Raw genomic sequence first — 25370 nt, forward strand, 5'->3', positions numbered from 1 at the left:
TCACGCAGCGACGGTGTCGACTGCGTCCTCCGTGTTCTCCGTGTTCTCCGTGTTCTCCGCTGACGTCGACTTGCTCTGACGCTCGATCTTCGAGATGCAACGAGCAAGGTCGGCGCCTACTGCCGTCGCCCGCAGCTCGAGATCGGAACGAGGCACACCCTCCTTGGTCGTGTACTCGTTGGTGCGCAACTCCCCCGCCACCATGACCGGATCACCCTTCATGATCGATGCGCCGACGCCGGTGACCAACCGTCGCCAGCAGCTGACTGTGAGATACAGGGTCGCTCCGTCCGTCCACTCCCCCGTCACCGCGTCTTTGCGACGTGTGTTGCTCGCCATCCGAAAGCTCAGCACTTCTTCACCATTGGTGGTCTGCCGCTTCACCGGATTGGTGATGACGGTTCCGACAACGGTTGCATGCGTTTCGTACATATCCGATCCCCCTTCGAACTCCAGAACCCGCCAACTGCCACGGGGCCGATCATTGCGTCGGCAGCTTCGATTGTGGAACGGCAAAGGCGTAGAGCGAGAGATCGACTTCGACCTGTGTACAGGCGGGACAGCTGTGGAAAACAGCACTACCCGGACCGAATGGCCCGGGCAGTGTCGGAGCTAAGTGCTAGTGGTGGATTCGTCGGATTTCTTCTCGCTAGACGCCCCGTCGGCAGTGTCCTCGCCGGCAGTCTCCGCGTCAGCAGCCTCACGGGGTTTCCACCCTTCGCGGTCTCGCCTGGCCAATTCGGCGAACATCGCGTTGTGTGCGGCGAGGTCGGCGTCGTGGTCACGTTCAGCCGCACGGTCGGTTCGGCGCGCCGTCCTGCCGTCACTGCGCGACCACTGAACCAGAAGCGCGAGCATGACCACCATGAGCGGGATCTCGCCGGTCGCCCAGGCGATGCTGCCGCCCAACTGCTGATCGCCGATCAGGTCGTTGTTCCAGCCCAGGCCGAGCGAACGGAAGTACGCACCGCCCATTACGGCCGTGGTGCTCATCAATGCCACACCGAAGAAAGCATGGAACGGAAGTGAGCCGAAGACCATTGCCAGCTTGGTCACCGGCTGCAATTGACGCGGTGACGGGTCGATTCCGATCGCCACCCAGTAGAAGAGATAGCCACTGAGGATGAAGTGCAGGTTCATCAGCAGGTGAGCGCTGTGCGAGTCGACCGTCGCACCGTAGATTCCGCCGAGGTACAGCGCGTAGAAACCGCCGACAAAGAGAACTGCCGCCACGATCGGGTGGGTGATGAAACGCGAGAACGGGCTGTGCAGCGCGGTCAGAATCCACTCGCGAATGCCTGGCACGCCGTCCTTGCCTGCCGGATCGAGGGCCCGCAGAGCCAAAGTGATCGGCGCACCCAGAACCAGCAGGACTGGGCCCAACATCGACAGCGCCATATGCGCGCCCATGTGAACGCTGAAGACTGCCGGCGCGTACTTGCCGACACCGGACGACGTAGCGATCAGGAGCACCGCGCAACCGCTCATCCAGGCGATGGTTCGGCCGACGGGCCAGGAATCTCCACGCTTGGCCAGCTTGCGCAGGCCGATGCCGTACAGAATCGCCGCAGCAACGGCGGCGGTGCCGAACATTAGGTCGAATCGCCAGTCCGTCACGAACGCCATGAACGACGGCGGGTCCGGAAGGTTGTAGCCGAGTTCGACCTCAGGGATCGAGGGAATCGAGAGCGGCGGGGGCGGCGGAGTACGACCGAGGCCGATCGCGAGACCGATGGTCGCGGCCATCACAATGCCTTCAGCGCCGGCAAATCGAATCAGAGCAGAGCGGCTCTTCGGGTTCTCGGCCAATGCCGGCAACGCCCGACTCCGTTGAGCCCAACCGAAGAACCCGAGGATGATCAGTGCAACGGTTTTGGCGACGATCAGTCGTCCGTACGTCGTGGTGAATACGTCGTCGAGAGGCAGACGGACAATCGCATTGATCACGCCACTGAATCCCATGACGACGAAGCAGATGGATGCGACCGTCGAAAAGCGTCGGGCTGCTACGTCGGTGTAATCTCCGCGGCGCCTGGCGTGGGCCAGTAGCGCGAACAAGCCGCCGGCCCAGAGCGAAGCCGCCACGAGGTGCAGGATCAGGCTGTTGGTAGCGATGTCATGCGATCCGCCCGAAGACGAGTGACCGGTGAGAGCGAGCGGCATGAGGCCGAGGAGACCGACCAGCAGCAGGAGCGGAGTCCACCACCAGCGCAGTGTCAGCCGGGCCAGGATCGCGAGAACAACCGCGATGATTGCCGTCCAGCGCCAGGCGCCGGCGATCTCGACCTGATCGAGTCCCGACCAGAGGTTTGCCGGTTTGATGGCTTCGGCAAACGGCTGACCCGACGTGTCTGAGAGCGTCAGAGGCACCATCATGAACGAACAGATTGCCCACACGATCGCGGCGTGCGATGCGGTTCGGACTGCTCGATAGCCGTCGACGTCGAGGACGCCCGACTTCTGCGGTGGCACGAAGAACGCGGCCAGCAGCAGTGACCCGATCGCGATGACCGCGGCGATTTCCCCCAATGCGCGCATCGCGGGCAGGCCGTATGTGGTGATCGGCCCTGGATCCGGGATACCCAGAAGAGTCAATGCCTGCGACGCGGAGAATCCCACCACAACGGCTGCGGTGAGCCCTGCGATGAGTCCACTGACCACGAATATGGCAGTCGAAGAAGCGGGTGCACCGCTGTGCGGAGTGGACTCCGGTGGGGAATCTGTCGGCGCGAGGTCGGGTGTAGCCATACCTCAAGGGTAGGACCTTCGCGAACCGACTACGACAACGCGTCGGAGTTGGGCGGTGCGCGTCACATCCCGAACCCTCGAGTATGATGTTCCACGCGCCTCCGTAGCTCAGGGGATAGAGCAAGAGCCTTCTAATCTCTTGGTCGCAGGTTCGAATCCTGCCGGGGGCACCACAAGATTTGCATCACGGATAGTCACGCTGCGTGGACAAAGTGGTCTCTGTCCAAACCGATCCGATTCGGGTCGAAACCTAGCCCACAAATTGCGTGCCGTCCGCAGTAATCTGCCTCGCATGACGAAGGCACTTCCGAAGACCCTGAAGTCACTCGCCCGGACCGTTGGAATCCTGACACTCGCGATCGTCGTGGTATCCGTCGTCGAGCGGTTCACCGCCGCACACCAACCGACGACCGGTCCTGCATCGTTGACCGGGCCCGATCAATCGTTGTAGCCCGTCCCTTGTGACAAAGGTCGTCTCACGAAGTTCTACGACGACAAGTCGGTAGGCAGGAGTCCACCACTGCCGGCTGAGTCGCATGCAACACGCTATGCGGAGCGGCCGCGAATGTCACAGAATTTCTGGGCTCCGGATCCCAGGGCGTAACAGCAACCGGAGTAGTCGGACCTTGCGGGCAGCCGTGGATGTAGCACCATTGACACAATCTGCGACCACTGCGACCGATACCGACCCCCAGCAGCTACGCAACGACCGTCACCATTTGACTCCAGGCATCGAAAGCGCTTGAAGAGTAAGCCATTTCATCGAAGCCAAGCCACGTGAGAACGACCTGAACTTGCGGGGTCTCGAGATCTTCGAGGAAGCCTACGGCATGCCCCTTTCGGGACCCACGCACATCCAGATCTCGAAGTGCCATGTCAGACAGTGGAGCATTATCGCCGTCAACTCAGGCCGGAATTCAATCTGCTACGAATAGCGAAACTAATGTGACCCCTATCTCTGGATCCTTTCAGAGATTCCAGGTTTCGATGACCAGCGACTAAATTCACCCCCTAATTCACCCTTCTCCTATTTACAGAAGAATGATTTGCATTTATGCCGAGCGTGTGTACACAGATAAGGCGCTCCACGCCTTGTCGTTGCGACAGCATTAAAGGGCAGTGAACTGCATAAAGGCTCTTTCGGCACAGAAGCGCCGAGCTGGATCGGCCGCTCATCGGTTGTCGTCAAGGACCAGGAGAGGCACGCAACTGATGGTTGAGATCGAATTGTGACGAACTAGCCAGTTAACTTGAGAAGAATCCGAAGATTCCACATATAGCCAGGTAAACGAAGCCTTTCGTGCATGGACAGACGTTTACGGCACGTCCAGCTATGCGATTTGCTCGTGTTAGGTTCCTGATTGCGCATCGCCCGGTTTGCGCCTTCTGCGTTGTTCGCGCGGCTTTTGCATTTTCTCGCGAACCGCCTCGGGTAAATATCTTCACGTTTTGTCAGAGAAAGGAATTTCATGAAAACCGTCACGGCCGCGTCGCACGCAGTACGAAAACTCCCCCTCGGAGCCATCGCGCTGGTGCTATTGCTATCCGGGATGGTGCTCGTGCGCGGACTGCAATGAATCCCGCAGGAAAAAACCTCAACTGCGGCCTCTAAGGCCTTGTAGGTCGTCGCGTTAGGTAACACCGGCAGTCGAGTTTATGGGCATTACCTGGCCTACCCAGAGCCGGGCCGTCGGTCTGCGCTGGCGTCAGCCGGGCCCGATTACCACCTGTTCGGCTTGGCAATAGGTCGCCTGAGAATCATCAACGCTCGCATCCAGGCCCCAAGACAACAGAGCTGTTCCAAGGCCCCGTTTCGCTATTCGGCGGCCCCGGAGACGGGGCCTAAATCATGTGTTCTGAACGAAAGGTGTTCGTCATGCGTAACCGTGTCTTCCCGCGTCGTGCCGGGGAGGGGGTGGTGTCTCGATGGGCGGCGTTGGGGATGATTGTTGCGGTCCTGGCGCTGGTCATATCGTCGTTCTCATTCGTCCAGGTTGCCTCGGCAGATGACGTCGGGACCTCGACCACCACTATTCCGACCACCACAGTTCCGACCACGACGAAGCCGTCCGGAACCCCAACGGAGGCGCCACTGAAGACGACGGCGCCGCCTACTTCCACCTCGGAGTCGCCCACGTCTGCCAAGCCCCCGCTCACGGCGACGCCGCCCTCGCCTACGGCTCCTGTGCCAGCGCAGCGACTGGCCGCGCGCGGAGTCAATCCCGGCATCGATGTGAAGATCACCGACGTCCAGGTCGAAGGAAAGAACGACCAGCAGATCACGGTCGGGGACTCCGTCACTGTGCGGGGCACCTGGGACGCGTCAAGCGCGAGTCCTCAGCCGGGCGACCAGTTCACCATTGGTTTCCCTGGCGAACTGAAGCTTCAGAGCAACCCCAAGATCGACCTTGTAGGTGATGACGGGACGCTCTGGGGAACCTGCGAACTTGTGGCAGCCACCAATCTGATGACGTGTGTTCTCTCCGATGCCGTGGCAGATCGCCCGAGCGAGGTGAAGGGCGATTTCTTCGTGTACACCAAGGCTGTCGCGTACACCACGGAAGAGAAAGTTGATTTCACGATCAACGGCAGTTTCGACGTGACGCACGAGCTACCCGGCGGTGGCGGCATCAGCGACGGCAGCGTGATCAGCGATGCCAAGAAGTCCGGCCAACTCCAGGGCAACAAGCAGTCTGTGCGTTGGACCATCGACCTTCCCGGTGCCGATCTGGCCGCACTGGACGCGGGCGGCACCGGTTCGGTGACCCTGAACGACGCGCTCTCAGAGAACATGAAGCTGTGCGAGAGTAGCCTGCTCAACGCGAAGCTGCTGTCAGGTCGCCCGAACGATCTCAAGCCAGTCGCAGGCGGCGTCACCGTCACCCAGAGTGCCGCTGGTGATCCAGTCAGCATTGCGCTCGACAACGGCGGCCCCTTCGAAAGAAACAAGCTTTACCGCATCGAGTACACCTCGTGCACAACCAGCGGTGAGGTGGACAGCACGGGCACCGTCTACGACAACTCCGTGACCATCGGTGGGAACACCGTGAGCGCGGAAGGCGTCGGCCAGGACTGGGCACCACAGACCGGGCCGTCAAAGTCCGGCGGCTGGGCCGGGGGCACGAGGTACAACGAGATCGACTGGAGCATAACGGTTCCGGGCACTTTCATCGCGGGCCTCCCCGACCAGAAAGTCATCATCGAGGAGACTCTTGGCGCCAATCACGAGGTCTGCGAGGGCGGCCTCGTCCCGACGGTCTGGCGCGCGAACCGTCTACCCGGGCTGAACGGTGAAACAACCAACCACGTCAACGTCACCTCCGAGTTCAACATCGACGCTTCCGCTGCCACGGCGAGTGCCCAATCCTTCAGCATGACCATCACGCCGAAGGAAAAGATCAAGCAAGACTCGACGCAGTACTACTTCGTGAAGTTCCGGTCCTGTGTGATCGAGAAGGAGGTGCCGGACTCCTCTGATGTGTTCACCAACAGGGCGGTCGTCAACGGCACTTCCAAGGAAGCTTCGGTGACGGGGCCCAAGTTCGAGGGCGGCAAGACCGGCACGCTCAACACCGAACCGAAGGACGTCGCAGGCGAGAAGCAGCCTGCCGGCACGACCATCGACTGGAAGGTACAGGTCTCTGGACACACCCTCGAGGGACTCGACGCACCGGCGGTCATCACTGACACGTTCTCCGACAGCTTGGCGGTGTGTGATGTCAGCGGCGATCTGAAGAAGGACCTCAATTTCAAGGTCACCGCGCGCGACTTCCTCGCAAAAGAGGGCGGCACGGACATCACCGCGGGCACGACGATCACACGCAGCGGCGACAACGGGATTGCGGTGACCCTCCCGAAGGACGCGGGCGACTACAACCGTGAGACACGCTATTTCATCGATTACACCCTCTGCACCAGCAGCGGTGGGCTGGATCAGCGCGGCACGGTTTACGGGAACTCGGTCTTCTACAACGGCAAGACTCAGTCGACGCAGAGTGTCAAGCAGGAATGGGGCGGTGGCGGCACCGGCCAAGGTGTCTCGCGGGGCTCGTTCTCGCTGCTGAAGGAGATCGCGCCTTTTTCCGAAAAATTCCCGGAGAACACCGAGTTCACTGTGAAAGTCGAGGAGTTCGCCCCGGGGCAAAATCCGGCGACCGACTCCCCGGCCAGTTCCTACGAGATCAAGGTGAAGGCTGACGGAACGCCGGTCAGCGGACTCAACCCCCGCGGCACCGGCTGGCAGATCCGCCTGTCCGAGATCAACCTCCCCACCGTTGACGGCGTGTACTTCGAGCGAGGGACGTTCCGACCGTCAGAGGGCGTGACGCTCAACGGGGACCGCACCGAGGCGCTGGTGACCATCACGCCGAAGAGCAATGTTGGTGTCACACTGCTCAACAAAGCGAGCCTGGGATCGGCGAGGATCACCAAGTCCGTCATCGGTGACGGAGCGCGCACGGGACTCGAAGCTTTCGTCGTCAACGCAGAGATCGCCTTCGGCGACGACGCCGCCGGCAACGAGCTGCGTCAATTCACCCTGAAAGACGGTCAGCACTACGACCTGGGCAAATTGCCCATCGGAGCGAAAGTCACCTTCACCGAGGTCCAACCGATGAACACCGACCTCGTAACCTGGTCGGAGCCGGTGATCAACCCGAAAATGCTCACCATCGGCACCGATGCGTCGGCGAACACGGTCTCCGTCACCAACGAGGCCACGATCACGCAGGGCACCTTCGAAGTGAGCAAGAAACTCACGGGTCCGAAGGCGTTCGACAAGGCCGTACCGGCCAGCTTCGACGTGATTGCCACCTGGCTCGACACGGACGACAACCCGCAGAGCAAGACGCTGTCTCTTCCGTCCGACGGCACCCCGGTTCCGTTCGGCGAGAACCTGCCCGGCGGCACCGAAGTCACACTGACAGAGCTAGTTCCGGCAAACGGTGACGGTCTCGCCTATGGCGTGCCCGCATACTCCGGGAATGTCAGGATCAATCCGGACAACGCAGCCGTGGTGACCATCGGCAAGGATCTGCGCAAGATCGAGGTGTCGAACTTCGTCGACGTCAACGACGGCACTCTGCGCATCGCCAAGCAGGTCGGCGGTGAGGCCGCCGAGGCCATCGGCGACGACGTCGAGTTCACGGTCGAGGCGCGTTGGCGCGACGGTGTGGAGTACCGCACCCAAGTGCTGAGCGTCAAGCAGGGACAGACCACACCGCTCGGCGTCGACCTCCCCGTCGGCACCGAGGTGACCTTCACCGAGACCGGCCGTCCCGAAGTCGCCGGAGTCGAGTGGGGCACGATCTCCTGGGGCACCAGCCCGGAAGGCGAATCGTGGCTGCACTCGAACCTCGACGGAACCGCGACGGGCATAGTCTCCGACGACCCGACCGACGGTCGACTGATCACGCTGTCGAACGAGGCGCTGTGGAAATTCGGATCGGTCGAATTCACGAAGTTCATCCTCGACGCTGACGGCAACCCCGTCCGCGCCCCCGAGGCCGACCTGCCTGACGGCGCGACGTTCGATGTCCGTATCGACGGAATCGATCCGGCGCTCCCCGCTGGAACTGATTTCCCGGCAGTGGGCCAGACCATCACCCTCGATGCCGGAAACGACTGGAGTTGGACCTCCGACGAGGTTGTGCCGCGGAACACGGTGATCACCTTCTCCGAGGTCGACCCCAAGCCCCTGGCCGGTATCGACTGGGCGCGGCCGTATTACTACGTGCCCGCGGATGCCGGCGACGCCGAATACCGCGACACCGTCAAGGTGGTGGCCGGCGAGCAGGCTGTCGTGGAGATCCACAACCGCCCGATACCGACCACCGAGGTGGACATCGACAAGATCGTGACCGGCCCCAAGGGCAGCCAGGTGGCCAAGGACGGATCCACGATCTTCCAGGTCACGGCTACATGGACGGACATCGACAATGAGGCGCGGTCTTGCGTCCTCGATGTCAAACCTGGCGCTTCGGTCACCCCGACCGCCCAGTGCGACGCCTCCGTCATCGACGGCCGGGTCCAGTTCCCGCTGAACACCGACATCACTTTCACAGAAACCGGTGCTCACACCGACGTCACCAACGTCAAGTGGGGTGAAGTGATCTGGGGCGTCAAGGAAGGCAAGGCGGACGTCTCGAAGATCGACGGCGAACCGACCGGAGCTTCAGTCAAGCTCACCGGCGAAGCAAACAAACCGGTGATCCTGGGACTCGAGAACAAAACCAGCAGCAATGGGCTGATCATCATCCCGATCCCGATTCCGCTGCCGCCGTGGGAAATCCCGACATGGCCGGGCTCTGAAGTACCCGGGGTAGCAGGCACTGACGTGTCGACTCCCGGCAACAACACTCCCGGCAATAATGGTGGTGGACACAACGGTGCTCCGGGCACGCCTGCTCCGGGAAATCCTGCTCAGGCCAAACCGGACCAGTCATCGTCACTGCCGGTAACCGGCGCGAACGTCGTCTGGCTCGCCGTTCTGGCGCTGGTACTGATCGGCGGTGGCGCATGGCTTGCCCTGCGTAGCCGCAAGCGGGCACCTGGCCAGGAGTAACTCCCAACCAGGAATACCGAAACAGCGCGGGTGCGACCTACACCTGGTCGCACCCGCCCTGTTTCACCGTCACGACGTAACTATCTCTCGGCCGCCCCCGCGGCCCACCCCTCGAAGGAGAAACACCATGTCCATCCTCCCGTTCCCGATCATCATCAAGGACATCCAGACCACCGGTTCTGCGGCGATCGACGGCCTCGGTCGCCTGTCCGTATTCCTGTACGACCTTCTCGGCGGTACCGGAAGCGCCACGATCAGCGCGGGCAACTAGTCCGGCGGCGGAGAGGAATCCCGGTCCATGAGAGATTCACAGCATCCGGTTCCTGGGCGGCCGCGGTTAGGCCAGGTCATTGGTGAGCTGCTCCTCACGGCCGGGGTCCTCATCCTGCTTTTCGTCATCTACGAGGCGTTCTGGACCAATATCGCCTCGGGGCGGCTGCAAGACGAGGTCAACGCCCAACTGGAGGAATCGTGGGGCAAGGACAAAGACCAGGTTGCGGCCGGTAACCCTGTTGCACCGCCGGCCCCGGTGCTCGGCGAGGGATTCGCGCGCGTGTACCTCCCCACACTCGGTGCCGACGTGGTATCAGCCGTCGTCGAAGGCACACGCAACGAGGACCTACGGGCCGGCCCCGGCCACTACCCCGAATCGCAGATGCCCGGAGAAGCAGGAAATTTCGCACTCGCCGGGCATCGCATCGGATTCGGCGCAGTCTTCCAACACTTGGATCGACTCGATTCGTGTGATGCCGTCGTCGTGGAGACCGAGTTCCAATGGGTGACATACCGGTTGCTCCCACTCGACCAGGCTTCGCCCGAACGTCGCGCTGCGGCGCAAGCCTGCTTGAGTCCCGAGCAAGCCGACCGCGTGTCCGACGGCGACTACTCCCATCTCCTCGGGCGGCACATCACCGTGCCCGGGGATGTTGCGGTCGTCAACCCGCTGCCCGGCAATCCTTGGCCCGAGCCTGACACCAAACTGGAAAGCATGTTGACGTTGACCACGTGCCATCCGCTCTACTCGAACACCGAACGCATGATCGTCCATGCTGTTCTCGTCGAAACAATCTCGAAGACTTCGGGCACCATTCCCTCGGCATTCCAGGAGCAATGAATGTACGGCTACCTCTGGGCCGCGCTCCCCGGCCCCCGACCAGTGAAGGCCCTACTGGCGATCGTTCTCGTGGTCGCGGTCGTGCTACTACTGATGGAATTCGTATTTCCTTGGGTGTCAGAGCACATGCCCTACTCCGACGTCACCGTTTAGACCGCCCGTTCAGGCCGGCTGGCATTTGCGTAAATCCCTCCAACAGAATTGGATCCACTGCACATGCCGCCGGTCGGTTGGCGCGGAGTTGGCTGGCAGCGCTGATCCTGACCCCCGACCTTCATGCCGCTACGATCACTCGGCAAGTTCGAAAACACCGTCAAGTCTTTGACCGCGCGGGCCTCTCCCCTCCCGCATCCTGCGCACCGCTCAGGCCTCATCGGTGGTGGGCTTCTGTGCCGTGCTGAAGCGGTAGAACCAAAAACCAATGTTGGGCACTGAATCAAGACGAGTACGTGCCATGACCTCGTCCGCTCACCCGTTGTGGCACAGCAGAATCAGCCTGCTTCCGAGAGGGTCAGACCTTCACGATTGTCGAGTCACATCCGATGTGGATCAGGCTGCCGGCGTCACCGTGACCGTGACGGGACCCGTATCGTCCGCGGTTTCCACTGTGAGAAGACGGCTTTGGGGGTTCCAGTTCACGATGTCGGCGCCTGCGACGTCGACGCCGCCAGGAAAGCCGCTCGCGGGTAGATAGATCTCGGTCGGTGCCGTCACCGCGGGGTCCGGGGTGAACGTCAGCTGAAGGCGGTCAACGGTCGAGGACCATTCGGTGGGTGTGCCCGCGACGGCACGCGGATACGGCTTGTTCAGGGTGTCGACGAGGAGTGTCTGCGTTCCGTCCGGCAGGTACGGGCCCCAAGGCCCGGGATCACTGGACCAGTAGGAGACACCCGCGCCGAGTTCTCGGGCGGTCGTGTAGACGCGGTCGATGTAGTCGGTTGCGCCGGGCAGTGTTGTGTCGAGCCCGAATTCGCCGAGAATGACCGGGACGCCGCCGAGTACGTTTCCGGCGATGTGTTCGACGCTGTCGCGCCAGGTGTCGATGGTCGCGTCGGTGAGGGTGCGTGAGAGGCCGGAGTATCCGTCACCGAGGTCGAGGGGCAGTGGGTACAGGTGTGGGCAGTAGGCTATTCGCTGTTCGCCGGCTCGTGGATCGTTGATCTTGGTGAGTCCGCTGGGGACACCTTGGTTGACGCCGACTGCCTGCGGGGCTACACATACCCAGCTGTCCTGATCAACTTCCCTGATGGCGTTGGTGGTTCGCTGATACAGGGCGGCGAGTGGTCCACCTTCGAATGCGGGGCCTTGGAGGGAACCGCCCCACGGCTCGTTCATCAGGTCGTAGGCCACGACGGTGTCATTGCCTGCGAAACGTTCGGCCACCGCCTGCCAGGCGTTCGCGTAGTGCTCGACCAGTTCGGGGTGTTGGCCGGTGGTGTTCCAGAAGTTGTCGAATGCGCGCATCACCCCGGGTTGGATGTAGTACAGCTCCCACCGGTCTTGAGGGCTGACGGGAAGGCCGTCCATGTAGGTCGCCCAGGCCGGCGCGCCGTTGCCGATGTTGCCGGCGCCGTTGCCGCTGTTGCCTTCTGGTGTGATCGCGCCGGAGTAGACGTCCTGATGCATGTCGAGCATGACCTTGTATCCGCGCTCGGCGTACCAGCTGACCCGGTCCTCGACGCGGTCGAGGTACTCCTGGTCGTACTGTCCTGGTTCTGGTTCGACCGAACGCCAGGAGATCAGGAAACGCACGAAATTCGTTCCCATGTCGCCGTGTTCTCGTTCGAGGTCGGCTTCGGTGAACTTCGGCATGCCGTCGGGTGCGCTTTTTGCGCTCGACGCCGTGTTGAACCCTCGTAGGATCAAGGAGCGGCCGGCGTCGTCGGTCAGGTACGACGGTGACATCGAAGTGCCACCGTCGCTCCCCGACGTGGGCAGGCTGCCCTGAGCCGCGGCAATTCCGCCGCCCAGTATCAGTGAGCCCGCGACTATCAGTGCTGAGAGCGGGATACGGCGCACGGAAACTCCTACTGGATGTGTGGATGGATTAACTTGTCCGACTAGGGATTCAGATCTGGACTTGAATACTCGGTGTCGATTCACGTCGGTTGGCGTACGACGAATCTCGACTTGATCGAGTGGGGGCTCGCCTACCGCGAGAAACCTCGGGGACTGCCGGTCGACGAGCCCACGTCCCTCCGGTTCCACGTCATCTTGCGGGGATGGTCATCAGACCATGCCGCACACTGATCGCTTCACAGGCGGCGACCTCGGCCATCGCCTTGTGTCACGGCCCTGCACCCGTGGAGTGCACCGACTTCCGAAGGCGCACTCCACGTTGCCTGGAAATTGACGAGATATCCGAACTCTGCGGGATCAGGACCCGAAGATATTGCCGAACAGATCGCCGAGGCTACCTCCATCGCCGGGGGTACCCGGATCGGTAGAGCCGGGAACCGTCAGCGCCTGCGGAGCAGAAGCCGAACCGATAAACCCTGCAGCGCCGATGAATTCAGCGGTGATGCTGTACTCACCCGAATTGTTGAACGTGGTTGGGAGCGTCGCAACGCCGTTCACCACAGTGACGGGACCGCCGAGTGGGGCACTACCGATCTTGAATTGGACCGTACCGTTGGCATTGGCCGGATCGACCGTTGCTCTCAGCGTGACCGGGGTGCCTTTGGCAATCGTTCCAACCGCGTCGAGCGTGGTTGTGGACTGAACAGCCGCCGGCGGCGCATTGGTGACACTGACCGGGAATGCCGGTGCAACAGAACCTGACACACCTTGAGTACCCGAATAACGTGCGACAACCTTATGGGTGCCGGTGCTGTCGAAATTGTACGGCGCGACCGCGGTGCCGTCGGTGCCGACGGTACCGGAGACTGTGTTGTTGCCGTCGACGGTGAACTCCACGGTGCCACCCTGAACTGCGGGGGTGACCTGCGCGCGAAGATTGACGTCTTGCCCCACGTACGCCTCGTCCGGACTCATCATCGTGAGGGTGGTGAGAGTGTCGTCGGTGCTGACATTGATTGTCTTGACCGCCGACGTCGAAGCGATGAAACCAGCCGAACCGGAGAATGCCGCTGTGATCGCGTGGTCACCATCCGTGTCGAATGTGTGCGTAATCGAAGCTTTGCCGGCAGCGACGTCGACTGTCCCGAGAGAGGTTGCGCCGTCGAAGAACTCGACCGTCCCACCCTGCGCAGCAGGGGCGACGTTCGCGGTCAGGGTGACCTCCGCGCCGTTCTTTACAGCACCAGCAGCATCGATGGTGGTGGTGGTCTGCTTGTCGGCTTCGATGATATTGGTCGTAACCAATGGGCCTGCACCGGCGTTGAGTGGCGAGGCTTCGTTGTCGCGTGGCGTACAACGGGTCGGCGCCCACGCGGTAATCACCAAAGTGGCCTTGGGAAGGAACGACAGAAAGTTCTTGTCGTTGTTCCACGTCCCGGAGTCGCCGCCAGTGCGCAATGTCATCTCGACCTTGCCCGATTCGCCGGCTCTGAGCCTCGCCTTGACCTGCGGCAACTTGAAGGTCGTGTTTTCGCCGCTGGTGGCCAAAGCGACGATGCCGCCCTCGCTACTGGTGCTCGTGTTGGGACCGTTTCCGATCGTGGCATTGTTGCCCGAGAGTCGGATGATTTTACCGGCGGGGTCAGGGTATCCGGATTCATTGATGCGCAGCACATTCGGCGCCACACCACTGAGGCCGACGCTGGTGCCCGGAACGATCTCACCGCCCAGATACTCGGCGTTCTGGGGAATATCTACGTCGATCTTGATGCGCGAAACACTCTTCACACTCGCACCCGAGACCGAATTAGGGACCGATATCGGCGGCGGTGTAATGATGACGTCAAACTCGTCACCGGCATTGACCGATGCTGGAGCCTCGGCGGACACCGTGGCCAACTGACTCATGGCGGTCGGCCCGGCTACCGCAGACGGCGTTGCCAGACACGACGACAGGAATGTGGTGTCGACGGTTTGAGCCTGGGCAGGTACTCCGGCGAACACTGTGACGCCGACGAGCGCTCCCACACCGATCGGTGTGACGAGTCGGCGAATCCTCTTCTTCTGCACGAATTCTCCTACGGATGAGTGGAAGTACGGTGTTGCCCGCCCAAGGTTTCGGGGCGCTGCGTGCGTGCGCTCCGAACCTGGCTACGGGCGCGGAACTAGCTACCGAAGATGTCGGAGAGCGAACCTAAACTGCCGGTGCCGCCTTCGGGAGTGGTTGCGGTGGAGATACTGACGACGGTGGGGCCGGACACGGAGTCCTTCCAGTCGTCGCCGCCTGTGAAGACGGCCGTAACTGGGTAGGTGCCTTCGGTTTCGAAGGTGTGCGAGGTGGTGGCGACACCGTCTACGACGGCGACGGGTGCACCGATCGGGGTGGTACCGACTTTGAACTGGATCATCCCGTTTGCGGTCGACGGAGCGACAGTTGCGGTGAATGTCATTGCGGTGCCTACCCTGGAGGGTCCGGTGACGCCGAGGACGGTGTTGGTGTCAGCTCGGTTGGGCTGGACTGCCGTGACGTTTACCGAGTACTGGGCAGATGTGGAATCGGTGAAACCGGGGGTTCCGAGGTACTTCGCGACCACATTGGATGTTCCGACGGTGTCGAAGGTATGTGGGAGAACCGCGACACCGTCACCGGTACCTACGCTGGCAGTGCCAACCGGTACGCCGTCGACAGTGAACTCGACCTGACCGGCGCTGGGGATCGGACGCACGGTCGCCGAAAGGTTCGTCTCGACTCCAACGGTCGCCGTGACCGGCTCGAGGACCGTAGTGGTGGTGCCGAAGTCGGCGTCTGTGACGTTCAGTGCCGACGCGGTAGATGTAGAAGCGTTGAATCCGGCTTCGCTGGTGAAGTCAGCTGTGAAGTTGTGCGAGCCTGCCTCGACGAAAGTGCGGGTGATCGTGGCCTGACCGTTCACGACTGCGACGGGTTCACCGACGTTGACGGAACCGTCCTTGAACTGAACAGTGCCCACCGCGTCGGCGGGCGTCACGGTGGCCGCGATCGTGACGTCGGCGCCAACTACCGCGGTGGCCGGAGCGCTCAATGTGGTCGTGGTGTCAGCAGTAACGTTCACGGTCGAGATTGCGGAGGTGGCGTCATGGAATCCGGCTCCGCCGGTGAAGACTGCAGTGACGGCGTGCGTACCTACCGCATCGAAGGTGTGCTGTGTAGATGCCGCACCACCCGATACTGTGACCGGTCCACCGATGTTGTTGTCGCCGTCCTTGAACTGGACGGTACCGACGGCGTTCGCAGGGCCGACGTTGGCGCTGAGGTCGACCTGCTCACCTGTCTTTGCGTCGGCCGGGGCGGTCAGAGTGGCTGTGGTCGTCACATTCGGATCGACGACGCGCACCCCCGCACTCGAAGGGTTAGCCCCCGACTGCGAACCGAAGGCGTAGACATCGAACACGAAACCGGCATTGAAGTCGCCAAACGCCTGGGTAGTGGGGATTTGATAGGTTACGGCAAAAATCACCTGATCGTAATAGCCCTTGTTTCCCAGGATCGGCACCTTGCTGCAACCGCCGCCCGCGCAATAGGCCGTAATCCCCGCGGCGCCCCCGTTCGTGACTGACGACTCCCTGCTGACCGTGTGAGAGAGGTACTCGAAGCCGGCAGGCTGGATCTGCCGCATTCCGGTTATGTAACGGCCGATCCCGCCGGCACTCCAAATCTGTGAGGTCAAGGTGACGGTGTCGCCGGGGTGAACAACATTGACACCCGGCTGCGTACGGTCGACCGCGTTCCCGTTCACGGCGGACAAGCTCAGGCTCCATCTGAGATTGTCAGCCGTCTTGTCTCCCGACCACGCAGGCGGCGGTGGGGTCGAATCATCGGCGACGGCAGTGCCGGCACCGCTGAACATCAGCGTGATCGCGGCACCGGCCGCGATGACGGGTGTCGCCAGGCGACGGATCAAGGATTGGCGCATGGATACCTCCAGGTAGAACTACCAAGGTGAATGAAAATGTGATCTTCACGACATTACTGACGGGTAGCGTAGCCGTCGCAAATAGATTCTGGTGGGCGTTTTGAGAAGAATCTGAACATTCGTCCAATTTCGGGGTTCTGAGCGACATTTCTTACGGTCGATCACCACTGGCTGGGTGCAGGGGCCACCGGTGTCCCTATTGGCGCTGCCAGCAAGCTCGCGGCCCCTGCCCTGCAGACCGCTGCCATATGTCGAGTCGACAGAGTTACTGTGATCTTCGTAGGCGAAGGAAAGTGGTGTCCGCTTCGGCGGGAGTTCATCTCCGGTGTGCGGCGGCGCTTCACCAGTTACCCGATCGCACACTGAAAGCACAGTCGCCGAACTGGCGATGTCAGACCGTCTACCGATGCCGACGCGGGGCCGTTTCCCGGTCTCGGATCGGGTCGGGTCGGGTCGGGTCGACGCTCAGGGCAGCTGAGGAATGTTGTCTGCCCCCTTGGTGGGCACCGAAGCCGCGCACCGCCGCTACAGAACCTTCGTGAAGATCTGCGCCGGGGCCGCCGTCTCGAGCTTGTCCAGCGCCGCGACCAACCTGACGAAGTGCTCGGTATGGGTGTGTGCGTCGAGGTGCTCCTGCGATTCCCACTCCTCGGCCAATACGAGCTCGCAGGGATTGTCGGTGCGCTGCAATAACTCGTAATTGATGCAGCCGTCCTCTTTTCGGGTCTCGGTGACAAGTTCGTCGTACAACCGAAGCACTTCCGCGAGATCGCCCCGATCCACTCTGGTTGGCACCAAGACCCTGATCAAGAAGACCCTCCGATTCGACTGTCCAGCATTGACCCCTCTGCTCGAAGTCTCCCGTAGACCTCCGACAGATCGACATTTCCGTTGTGACTCGAAGTTTGCGGACAGGCGCAATATCTACGAAACACCCCCGATACCGGAGGTTCGTAGGGTTTGCCGAAGTCGGGCTCGCAATCAGCAGCGCAGCCCTGGGCCCGGGCGAGGGGTAAGCACATGAGTGGAAATGCAGTTCGCTTGCAAGCGATCAAGGACGTCGAGGCCTACACACCTCCAGTGGTCAGTTTCACAACCGACGAGACACCCGGCGAGGTGTTCGGTGCCAACGTCTTCAACAAGGTGGTCATGCAGAAGCGACTGCCCAAGCTCGTCTACAAGTCGGTGATGGCGACGATCGAGCAAGGCAAACCGCTTGATCCCATGGTCGCCGACGCAGTCGCGTCCGCGATGAAGGACTGGGCGTTGGAGAAAGGCGCAACCCACTACGCCCACGTCTTCTATCCGCTGACCGGGCTGACGGCCGAGAAGCACGACAGCTTCCTCGAACCGGTCGGTGACGGCAGTGCGTTGGCGGAGTTCGCCGGCAAGACCTTGATCCAAGGTGAACCCGACGCTTCGAGTTTCCCGAACGGCGGGCTGCGCAACACGTTCGAGGCTCGCGGCTACACCGGCTGGGATGTCACGAGCCCGGCCTACGTTCTCGAAAACCCCAACGGCAACACACTGTGTATCCCGACCGTGTTCGTTTCGATGACCGGCGAAGCGCTCGACCACAAGACCCCCTTGCTGCGCTCACAGCAGGCCATGGGTTACCACGCCGAGCGAATCCTGAAGTTGTTCGGCCACACCGACCCCGAGCACATCGTGTCGTTCTGCGGTCCCGAGCAGGAGTACTTCCTGATCGATCGCCACTTCTTCCTCGCCCGCCCCGACCTCCTCAACGCCGGCCGAACCCTCTTCGGTGCAAAGCCGCCCAAGGGCCAGGAGTTCGACGACCACTACTTCGGGGCGATCCCGGAACGTGTGCTCGGGTTCATGATGGACACCGAGCGTGAACTGTTCAAACTCGGTATCCCCGCCAAGACGCGGCACAACGAGGTTGCGCCCGGCCAGTTCGAGATCGCCCCGATGTTCGAGCGAGGCAACATCGCCGCCGACCACCAGCAGTTGCTGATGACAACCTTCAAGACCATCGCCAAGAAGCACGGCATGGAATGTCTCTTCCACGAGAAACCGTTCGAAGGCGTCAACGGCTCCGGCAAGCACGTCAACTTCTCTCTGGGCAACTCAGAACTCGGCAGTTTGCTTGTCCCGGGAGACAATCCGCATGACAATGCCCAGTTCCTCGTATTCTGCGCCGCAGTCATCCGGGCCGTCCACAAATACGCGGGCCTCCTGCGCGCGTCGGTCGCATCAGCCACCAACGATCACCGCCTCGGCGCCAACGAGGCTCCCCCGGCCATCATTTCGATCTTCCTCGGCGATCAACTGGCCGACGTCTTCGAGCAGATCGCCAAGGGTGCGGCGACGTCGTCGAAGGACAAGGGCACCATGATGATCGGCGCCGACACCCTTCCTGTCCTGCCGACCGATCCGGGCGACCGCAACCGCACCAGCCCATTTGCCTTCACCGGCAACCGTTTCGAGTTCCGCGCGCCGGGATCGCTGCAAACAGTCAACGGTCCGATGGTCACCATCAACACGATCATGGCCGAGGCTCTCGACTACATGGCCACCGAACTGGAAGCCGCCGTCGCCGACGGCGCCGATTTCGACACCGCCGTCCAGAACCTGCTCACCGAAATCATCACCAACCACGGTGCGGTTGTTTTCAACGGCGACGGTTACTCGGAAAACTGGCAGATCGAGGCCGAGTCTCGCGGGCTGCCGAACCTTCGGACAACGCTGGACGCCCTGCCTGAACTGATCACCGAGTCCTCGATGGAACTCTTCGAGAAGTACAAGGTGTTCAACCACCGAGAGATGCACAGTCGCTACGAGGTCGGACTCGAACAGTACGCACTCAGCATCGGCGTTGAGGCCCGCCTGGCCGCCGAAATCGGTACGACGCTGATCCTTCCGGCTGCAGTGCGCCACCAGACGGAAGTTGCTCAAAATTTCGTCGCACTGAAGTCCGCCGGCCTCGAACCGGATTCTGCTTCACTCGAAGAAGTGTCGGCGCCCGTTGCGGCCCTGCGAACTGCGCTCGCCACCCTGCGCGCCGCCATCGACGCCGACGCCGGCGAGTCACCGTTCGATCAGGCCAAGCACGCACAGGACGCACTACTGCCCGCGATGGCCGAGGTGCGCGCCGCAGCCGACTACCTTGAAACCATCGTCGCCGACGATCACTGGCCACTCCCGACGTATCAGGAAATGCTCTTCATTCTCTGAGCATCACCCGAACATCAACGCCCACAGAACTGTGGCCTGCAACTCGATCGAGTTGCAGGCCACAGTTGTTGAGCGTTGTTCGGGCTAGCGGTCTTCCGGCATCGTGACTTCGAGGACGCGAGCCTCACCGGTGGTCGCGGGGTCCGGACGATCGCGGGAATCCGACGACGCCATCTGGAGTCCGTTCAAATCGGTCCGCATGTAGATGACGTTGTAACGGTCCCACGTGGTGGCGACGAATTCGAGGAACTGTCCGCTCGCCCAGGGGTGCATGAATCCGCCGTACAACGCGGGCAACGTGATTCCGCTCAACAGAGTTTGCGTGCCACTCCACGGGCCTTGCGGTTGGTCGGCCTGACGGATCACGAGGTTGCCCTCGGCACTGGTGTACATGGCAACGTACTTGTCCAGGTAGTCGTTCCACTGCACGGCAAGTTCACTGACCGGCGCTTTGATGACCTGCACCGCATCGGTATCTCGCGGACTCCAACCGGAGCCGTCCCAGTACTCGTAGGCACCAAGGTTTCTGATGTCGGCTCCGGCCACTCGCGCCAGGATCGCCTTACCGAAACGACCTGAGGGAGTTCCGTATTCGTAAATATAGCCGTCCCGACCGTCGAGGAAGGCACTCTGCTGGAAGTTGGAATTGATCGGTGATACCGCCGGAATCCCCGGGATACCGAGTCCTTCTGTATTCGCGCGAACCGTCGCCGGATCGAGCTCCCAGTTCTCACCGTTGTCCGTCGAGAAAGCCAGAGCCGAATAGTTGGTGGTCCAGGCTCCGGGTTCGTCCCACGACCGAACGGACATGAATCTGATGTACTGCACACCACCGTAAGAGATTCCAGCGGTCGGGATGGTGGTGAACTCGCCCGGAATGCCGAATCCCGGAATGATCTCCTTGGAATGATTGGGGCCGTCCAACGGAGAACTGTCGATCTTCATGCCATCGGCGATGGCGGTGTCGTTGCTGCGAAACAACACGTTGCTGCGCCAGTCGTCGCCCGGGGTGTCGCAGTCGCCAACCGTATCGCCGAATGCCATCAGTACGTCGTGATTCGGCCCCGAAAGACCGTTGTCCCACATGATTCCGAGGTCGGTTCCCGACACGTTGAACCGCTCGATAGTGTTGTTGGGACTGCCTGGACCAGTGACCATTTCGATCGCTTTGGTCCGGCCGGTCAGCACCGGCAGAGCGCCGTTGGGCGCGCCGGTGATCCAAGGCAACGCGTTGGCGAGGGAGCCGGTACCGGCGGAACCACTGCCGAGTGATCCGGTCAGCGAACCGAGCGAACCCGTCATCGATCCGGCGGAGCCACTTCCTCCCGAACCACACGGTCCACCGATCGCCGACGCAGACGGTGCTGCGGCAATCGTCGCGGCAATCGTGACGACGCCTATCGACAACATCGCCGACATGGAGTGTTTTTTACGCACGTGCAGCCCCTCTGATCATTTCGACTCGCGTTCGGACCACAGGCACAGTGATCCCCGACCGCAGAAGCAAACCATTTGGACTGTGTTAAGAGAGTGAAAGCTGAGCAAATTGTTATAAATCGCCCGTTCAACTGACACAAGTGACAGCTGTGTTCGATTTCACCTTCACAGGACAGTTGTCCGGTACAGCAATAAAGGCGCCTAGTATGTAACGGAAATGTAAAAGAGTTCTCACAATGAGGTAGGTGAGCGGTGTCCGTACGTGACCGCGTAGCGCAGATTTACGATCAGGTTTTGGTTCGCAATGCAGGAGAGCCCGAGTTCCATCAGGCCGCCGCAGAAGTCTTCGAGTCTCTTCACGTAGTGCTCGAACGCCACCCCCGCTACGCCGACGCCGGACTCATCGAGCGGCTCTGCGAGCCGGAACGCCAGATCATCTTCCGCGTGCCGTGGACCGACGACCAGGGCAACGTTCACGTCAACCGCGGCTTCCGCGTGCAGTACAACAGTGCACTCGGCCCCTACAAGGGCGGCCTGCGCTTCCATCCCAGCGTCAACCTGGGCATCGTGAAGTTCCTCGGCTTCGAGCAGATCTTCAAGAACTCACTCACCGGCCTGCCTATCGGCGGCGGCAAGGGTGGCTCGGACTTCGATCCCAAGGGGTGCTCGGACGCAGAGGTCATGCGCTTCTGTCAGTCCTTCATGACCGAACTGCAGCGGCACATCGGTGAATACACAGACGTACCGGCCGGCGACATCGGAGTCGGCGGCCGCGAGATCGGCTACCTGTTCGGCCAGTACAAGCGGCTGACCAACACGTACGAGTCGGGCGTCCTCACCGGCAAGGGCATCACCTGGGGCGGATCGCAGGTTCGCACAGAGGCCACCGGCTACGGCGTCGCGTACTTCGTCGCCGAAATGCTCAAGGCGAAGGGCGAAGGCCTCGAAGGCAAGAACGTCGTGATCTCCGGATCCGGCAATGTCGCCATCTACGCCATCCAGAAGATCCACCAGCTCGGCGGCGTCGCGATCGCCTGCTCGGATTCCTCGGGATACATCGTGGACAAGAAGGGCATCGATCTCGACCTCCTCAAGGAGATCAAGGAAGTTCGCCGCGGCCGCATCAGCGAGTACGCAGACGCAGTTCCGCATGCCGAGTTCATCGCCGACGGTTCCATCTGGGACGTGCCCTGCGACGTCGCACTCCCCTGCGCGACTCAGAACGAACTCGACGAAGATGCCGCAAAGACTTTGATCGCCAACGGAGTTCAGGCCGTTGCCGAAGGCGCGAACATGCCCACCACCCCCGGCGGCATCCAGCTCTTCCGTGACGCGAACGTGGCCTTCGCCCCCGGCAAGGCAGCCAACGCCGGTGGCGTTGCAACCTCTGCTCTCGAAATGCAGCAGAACGCTTCGCGTGATTCCTGGAGCTTCGAGTACACCGACGAGCGCCTTGCCGGAATCATGCGCGGTATCCACAAGCGCACCATCAACACCGCTGCCGAGTACGGCAAGCCGGGCGACTACGTTCACGGCGCCAATATCGCAGGCTTCGTGAAGGTCGCCGACGCCATGATTTCGCTGGGCGTCATCTAGAGATTTTCGCAACACAGACGGCAGCACAGAAAAGGGTGCCTCCACCCTGAACCGGTCCCCGTACGTCGGACTGGTCGAATCAACACCTAGGCCTCGAGGGCCCTGGGTCCCGCGACAGCGTCGGACCCAGGGCCCTCGAGCATGATCTGAGCAAATCGCCCGCGACGCACCCCGTAGGCGACGGCGATGATCGCAGACGGAACTCGTGGTGTCCTCCGAATCCGTTTTCCGCTGTGACGTCGAAAAACACCGTAAGTGGACGATTGTTTAGGTCCGCAGCGCGTGGGGCATATGGACTTATCTTCACATTTGTCCATTTCACAGTTGGACGATCGTTCATGTGGTAGAAATCACAACGCCTGGCGCAATTCGATCCGCAAATTTCAGCGGCGAGTATGCCCCCGAACAAGGCCTCAGCGTGTACCCCGCTTCGTAACGCGCCGAGCCTCCGGGTGCCTGTGCCAGGCGACGCACCTGTCTAGAGGAGGCCACCCATGTCCCCAGCGCTGCTGAACAACCCGGGACCGCTCATGTTGGGAGGCAAGCCCGCCTCCACAGCGGTCAATGACGTCATCCCACTGGCAAGCGATCTCGTAGATCACTTGTCCCGCGCCAACCCGACGCTGGCTTCCCTCCAAACGGAGGCAGTACGTCGGGAGCTGATCGCGGTAATCGTGCAGGGGCTTCAAGTAGGGATCCAGCTATTGGATCACCGCAAACTCCCCACCGACCAAGACCTGGACGGCATTCACACCATGACCGTCCAACAAGCACTGAAAGGCGTGCCACTCAGCGCAATTCTCAGCTTGACGAACGAGGGCATCAGCACTTTCCGCACCCTCATCCTCAGTCGGGCCGACGCCGGGGACTCCGCCAATCTCGGAGATCTCAACGAGTTCTTGTTTGCACTGGCGCAGCGGCTTCACTCATTCATCTCGATCAGCTATCTCGCGGCTCTTCCAGCCGGTTCCCAGCTCGGCGAATACTCCGCCGGCGCCCTCGTGAAAGCCATGCTGGACGGGGACGACCCCACCCAACTCGCACTACAGATGGGCATCGAGCTCGCACCCCGCTATCTCGTTCTGCGGCTGATGGTCAACCTTCCGCCTGCTCGAACTGGAGCCCGAAACGGCACGCACCAGCGCATACAGGCCTATCGCGATCTCACGGTCGTTCAGGCGAAGATCGCGGCGCACTTCGGCTCGACACTGCTCGAAGCGCCTGCACCGCAGCGCGGTCTGGTCCTGATCGAGGGCACACCCGACTGGAAATCAGTGTGCGAGATCATCCAAAGTGCGCGTGCGACGGTCGGGGTGGAGATCACGGCCATCGGCGAGAGTGCCGCCGTCGGAGACATTGCCGCCGCCCAGGCAACAACACATGAATTGGCGCAACTCGTGCGGCGCCTGAGACTGCCGGCGCGGTCATACCGGATGGAGGACCTCGCGCTCGAGTACCAACTGACGCGGAGCGGCGCAGGCCGCGACAGCTTGATCAACCTACTCAAGCCACTCCACGGCAATCCGGAGCTGCTGCAGACGCTGTCCATACATCTCGCAAACGGCCAGCACCGCCAGCGCACCGCGTCGGCACTGGGCCTGCACACGAACACCGTCGACAACCGGATCAAGCGCATCGCCGCCCTGACCGGATTGGATCCAGCCCTACCCTCTGAGCTGCTCAAACTGCGCGCTGCGATGATCTCGCTTTCTTTCGCCAGCACTGATGTGGACAACCGTCCAGCGAAAGTGTGAACACTCACACCCTCGCTATTAGCTCTCCACGAATGGTGGCCTCGACCCCACTTTTCCGCACCGAGCCGGGCTATAAAAGTGTGGTGCGAATCACCGCGCAAACCAGTAACAATTAAGGGGAACCACATGATCAACGGCCAGGACAACGCTCTCCTCGGTGCCTTCTTCGACACCATCCTGCAGCTCTTCAACGCGGGCAGCACCGGCACGGGCTCGACGGATGGCGGCGGCGTCTCCTAGGACGAATCGCGGGCCCTGGGCGAGATTCTCTCGCACGGGGCCCGCTCCAAGCCGCCTGACACTGTGAGGGCGGTGACCACGGTGACCACCATGTCGCCACCGCTGAAACCAGGAGCCAGCACATGATCGCCGCACCAACCACAGGCGCTTTGGCCGTTGTCTTGAACACCGTCCTTCAGATGTTCAACGCGGGCAGCAGCTTCCTCTACACCGACAACTCTCCGATCGGCGGCGGCGGCGAAACTCCCACGACGCCTGCTCCCTGATCGACTTACCCGCTCGCACCACAAACGTCGCGGCGCAGACAGGAATCACCGTGATAAACCCGCACACCCAGGGCAGCCTGGTTATCGACTTCGGCTCACTCTCCAGGGCACTCGGCTTCGGCAACGGCTCGATCGTGTCGCTCGGCAGCACCGGAAGTGCCTGAAACAGACGTCCTGACTACGTCGACGATCCCGTCGCCGCTCACATTCTCACCACATCTCGAAACAGAAAGCAGGTCTCCCTGTGCCTACAATCCCGCTCACCGGCGACCCCATCGTCATCAACATCATCGTCCAGCTACTGAGCGCGGGCAGCAGCAACGCGCTCGCTTTGGGCGGGGTCGGCAGCAGCGGTCTCGGTAGCACCGGGCTCGGCAGCTTCGACTCGGCAAGTCTCGGGAGCGCTGCTTAGCATCTCCCACTGATCAGTGGCTAATTCACCGCCATTGATCGGGATGCGGTCCATGAAACCGACGTTGCCCT

Annotated in this window: 17 protein-coding genes and 1 tRNA gene; 11 read left to right on the forward strand and 7 right to left on the reverse strand. The window is 61.7% G+C overall.

Going from position 1 to position 25370, the window contains the following annotated elements:
- Complete coding sequence (ssb, locus tag ACSW29_RS28650; protein WP_448278909.1) at positions 1-432, reverse strand: single-stranded DNA-binding protein; 432 nt, start codon at positions 430-432, stop codon at positions 1-3.
- A gap of 180 nt (positions 433-612) precedes the next feature.
- Entirely contained in the window at positions 613-2748 is a 2136-nt protein-coding gene (locus ACSW29_RS28655) for a cytochrome c oxidase assembly protein (protein ID WP_317826152.1), read from the reverse strand.
- Positions 2749-2845: 97 nt separating this feature from the next.
- On the opposite strand from ACSW29_RS28655, the gene ACSW29_RS28660 reads away from it, so the two are divergent.
- From ACSW29_RS28660 to ACSW29_RS28685, 6 genes are all read left to right on the forward strand, one after another.
- A tRNA-Arg gene (locus ACSW29_RS28660) sits at positions 2846-2921 on the forward strand.
- Between the two features lie 119 nt (positions 2922-3040).
- Complete coding sequence (locus ACSW29_RS28665) at positions 3041-3199, forward strand: hypothetical protein (RefSeq protein WP_448278910.1); 159 nt, start codon at positions 3041-3043, stop codon at positions 3197-3199.
- Positions 3200-4624: 1425 nt separating this feature from the next.
- Positions 4625-9310, forward strand: coding sequence for a DUF5979 domain-containing protein (locus ACSW29_RS28670; RefSeq protein ID WP_448278911.1), 4686 nt, complete (start codon positions 4625-4627; stop codon positions 9308-9310).
- 127 nt (positions 9311-9437) lie between these two features.
- Positions 9438-9581, forward strand: a complete 144-nt coding sequence (locus ACSW29_RS28675; protein ID WP_448278912.1) for a hypothetical protein — start codon at positions 9438-9440, stop codon at positions 9579-9581.
- Positions 9582-9608: 27 nt separating this feature from the next.
- A complete protein-coding gene (locus ACSW29_RS28680) occupies positions 9609-10424 on the forward strand; it encodes a class E sortase (RefSeq protein ID WP_448278913.1) in 816 nt (271 codons plus the stop codon).
- Positions 10425-10577, forward strand: a complete 153-nt coding sequence (locus ACSW29_RS28685; protein WP_347874129.1) for a hypothetical protein — start codon at positions 10425-10427, stop codon at positions 10575-10577.
- Between the two features lie 396 nt (positions 10578-10973).
- Here ACSW29_RS28685 and ACSW29_RS28690 read toward each other — a convergent pair whose 3' ends face one another.
- The 4 genes from ACSW29_RS28690 to ACSW29_RS28705 all read right to left on the reverse strand — a co-directional run bounded on the left by ACSW29_RS28690 (position 10974) and on the right by ACSW29_RS28705 (position 17179).
- Positions 10974-12443, reverse strand: a complete 1470-nt coding sequence (locus ACSW29_RS28690; RefSeq protein WP_448278914.1) for a cellulase family glycosylhydrolase — start codon at positions 12441-12443, stop codon at positions 10974-10976.
- Positions 12444-12800: 357 nt separating this feature from the next.
- Positions 12801-14513, reverse strand: a complete 1713-nt coding sequence (locus ACSW29_RS28695; RefSeq protein ID WP_448278915.1) for an Ig-like domain-containing protein — start codon at positions 14511-14513, stop codon at positions 12801-12803.
- 95 nt (positions 14514-14608) lie between these two features.
- Positions 14609-16396: an Ig-like domain-containing protein gene (locus ACSW29_RS28700; RefSeq protein ID WP_347874132.1), complete on the reverse strand. Its 1788-nt coding sequence runs from the start codon at positions 16394-16396 to the stop codon at positions 14609-14611.
- A gap of 525 nt (positions 16397-16921) precedes the next feature.
- Positions 16922-17179, reverse strand: coding sequence for a putative quinol monooxygenase (locus tag ACSW29_RS28705; protein ID WP_448278916.1), 258 nt, complete (start codon positions 17177-17179; stop codon positions 16922-16924).
- Positions 17180-17416: 237 nt separating this feature from the next.
- Here ACSW29_RS28705 and ACSW29_RS28710 point away from each other — a divergent pair, with 237 nt between their 5' ends.
- On the forward strand, positions 17417-19594 hold the full coding sequence (locus tag ACSW29_RS28710; RefSeq protein ID WP_448278917.1) for a glutamine synthetase III family protein: 2178 nt from the start codon (positions 17417-17419) through the stop codon (positions 19592-19594).
- Positions 19595-19678: 84 nt separating this feature from the next.
- Here ACSW29_RS28710 and ACSW29_RS28715 read toward each other — a convergent pair whose 3' ends face one another.
- Positions 19679-21013 carry a DUF4185 domain-containing protein gene (locus tag ACSW29_RS28715; protein WP_448278957.1) on the reverse strand — a complete coding sequence of 445 codons (1335 nt, stop codon included), beginning with the start codon at positions 21011-21013 and terminating at the stop codon, positions 19679-19681.
- A 270-nt stretch (positions 21014-21283) separates the two neighbouring features.
- Between ACSW29_RS28715 and gdhA the strand changes: the two genes are divergently transcribed.
- The 4 genes from gdhA to ACSW29_RS28735 all read left to right on the forward strand — a co-directional run bounded on the left by gdhA (position 21284) and on the right by ACSW29_RS28735 (position 25299).
- Positions 21284-22627 (forward strand): NADP-specific glutamate dehydrogenase, encoded by a 1344-nt coding sequence (gene gdhA, locus ACSW29_RS28720; protein ID WP_317556274.1) that lies wholly within the window; start codon positions 21284-21286, stop codon positions 22625-22627.
- A gap of 494 nt (positions 22628-23121) precedes the next feature.
- Entirely contained in the window at positions 23122-24381 is a 1260-nt protein-coding gene (locus ACSW29_RS28725) for a PucR family transcriptional regulator (RefSeq protein WP_317829186.1), read from the forward strand.
- A 362-nt stretch (positions 24382-24743) separates the two neighbouring features.
- Positions 24744-24887, forward strand: coding sequence for a hypothetical protein (locus ACSW29_RS28730; RefSeq protein WP_003945326.1), 144 nt, complete (start codon positions 24744-24746; stop codon positions 24885-24887).
- Between the two features lie 244 nt (positions 24888-25131).
- Complete coding sequence (locus tag ACSW29_RS28735; protein ID WP_003945367.1) at positions 25132-25299, forward strand: hypothetical protein; 168 nt, start codon at positions 25132-25134, stop codon at positions 25297-25299.
- The last annotated feature ends 71 nt before the right edge of the window (positions 25300-25370 follow it).

It is taken from the genome of Rhodococcus sp. GB-02 (assembly GCF_053470465.1).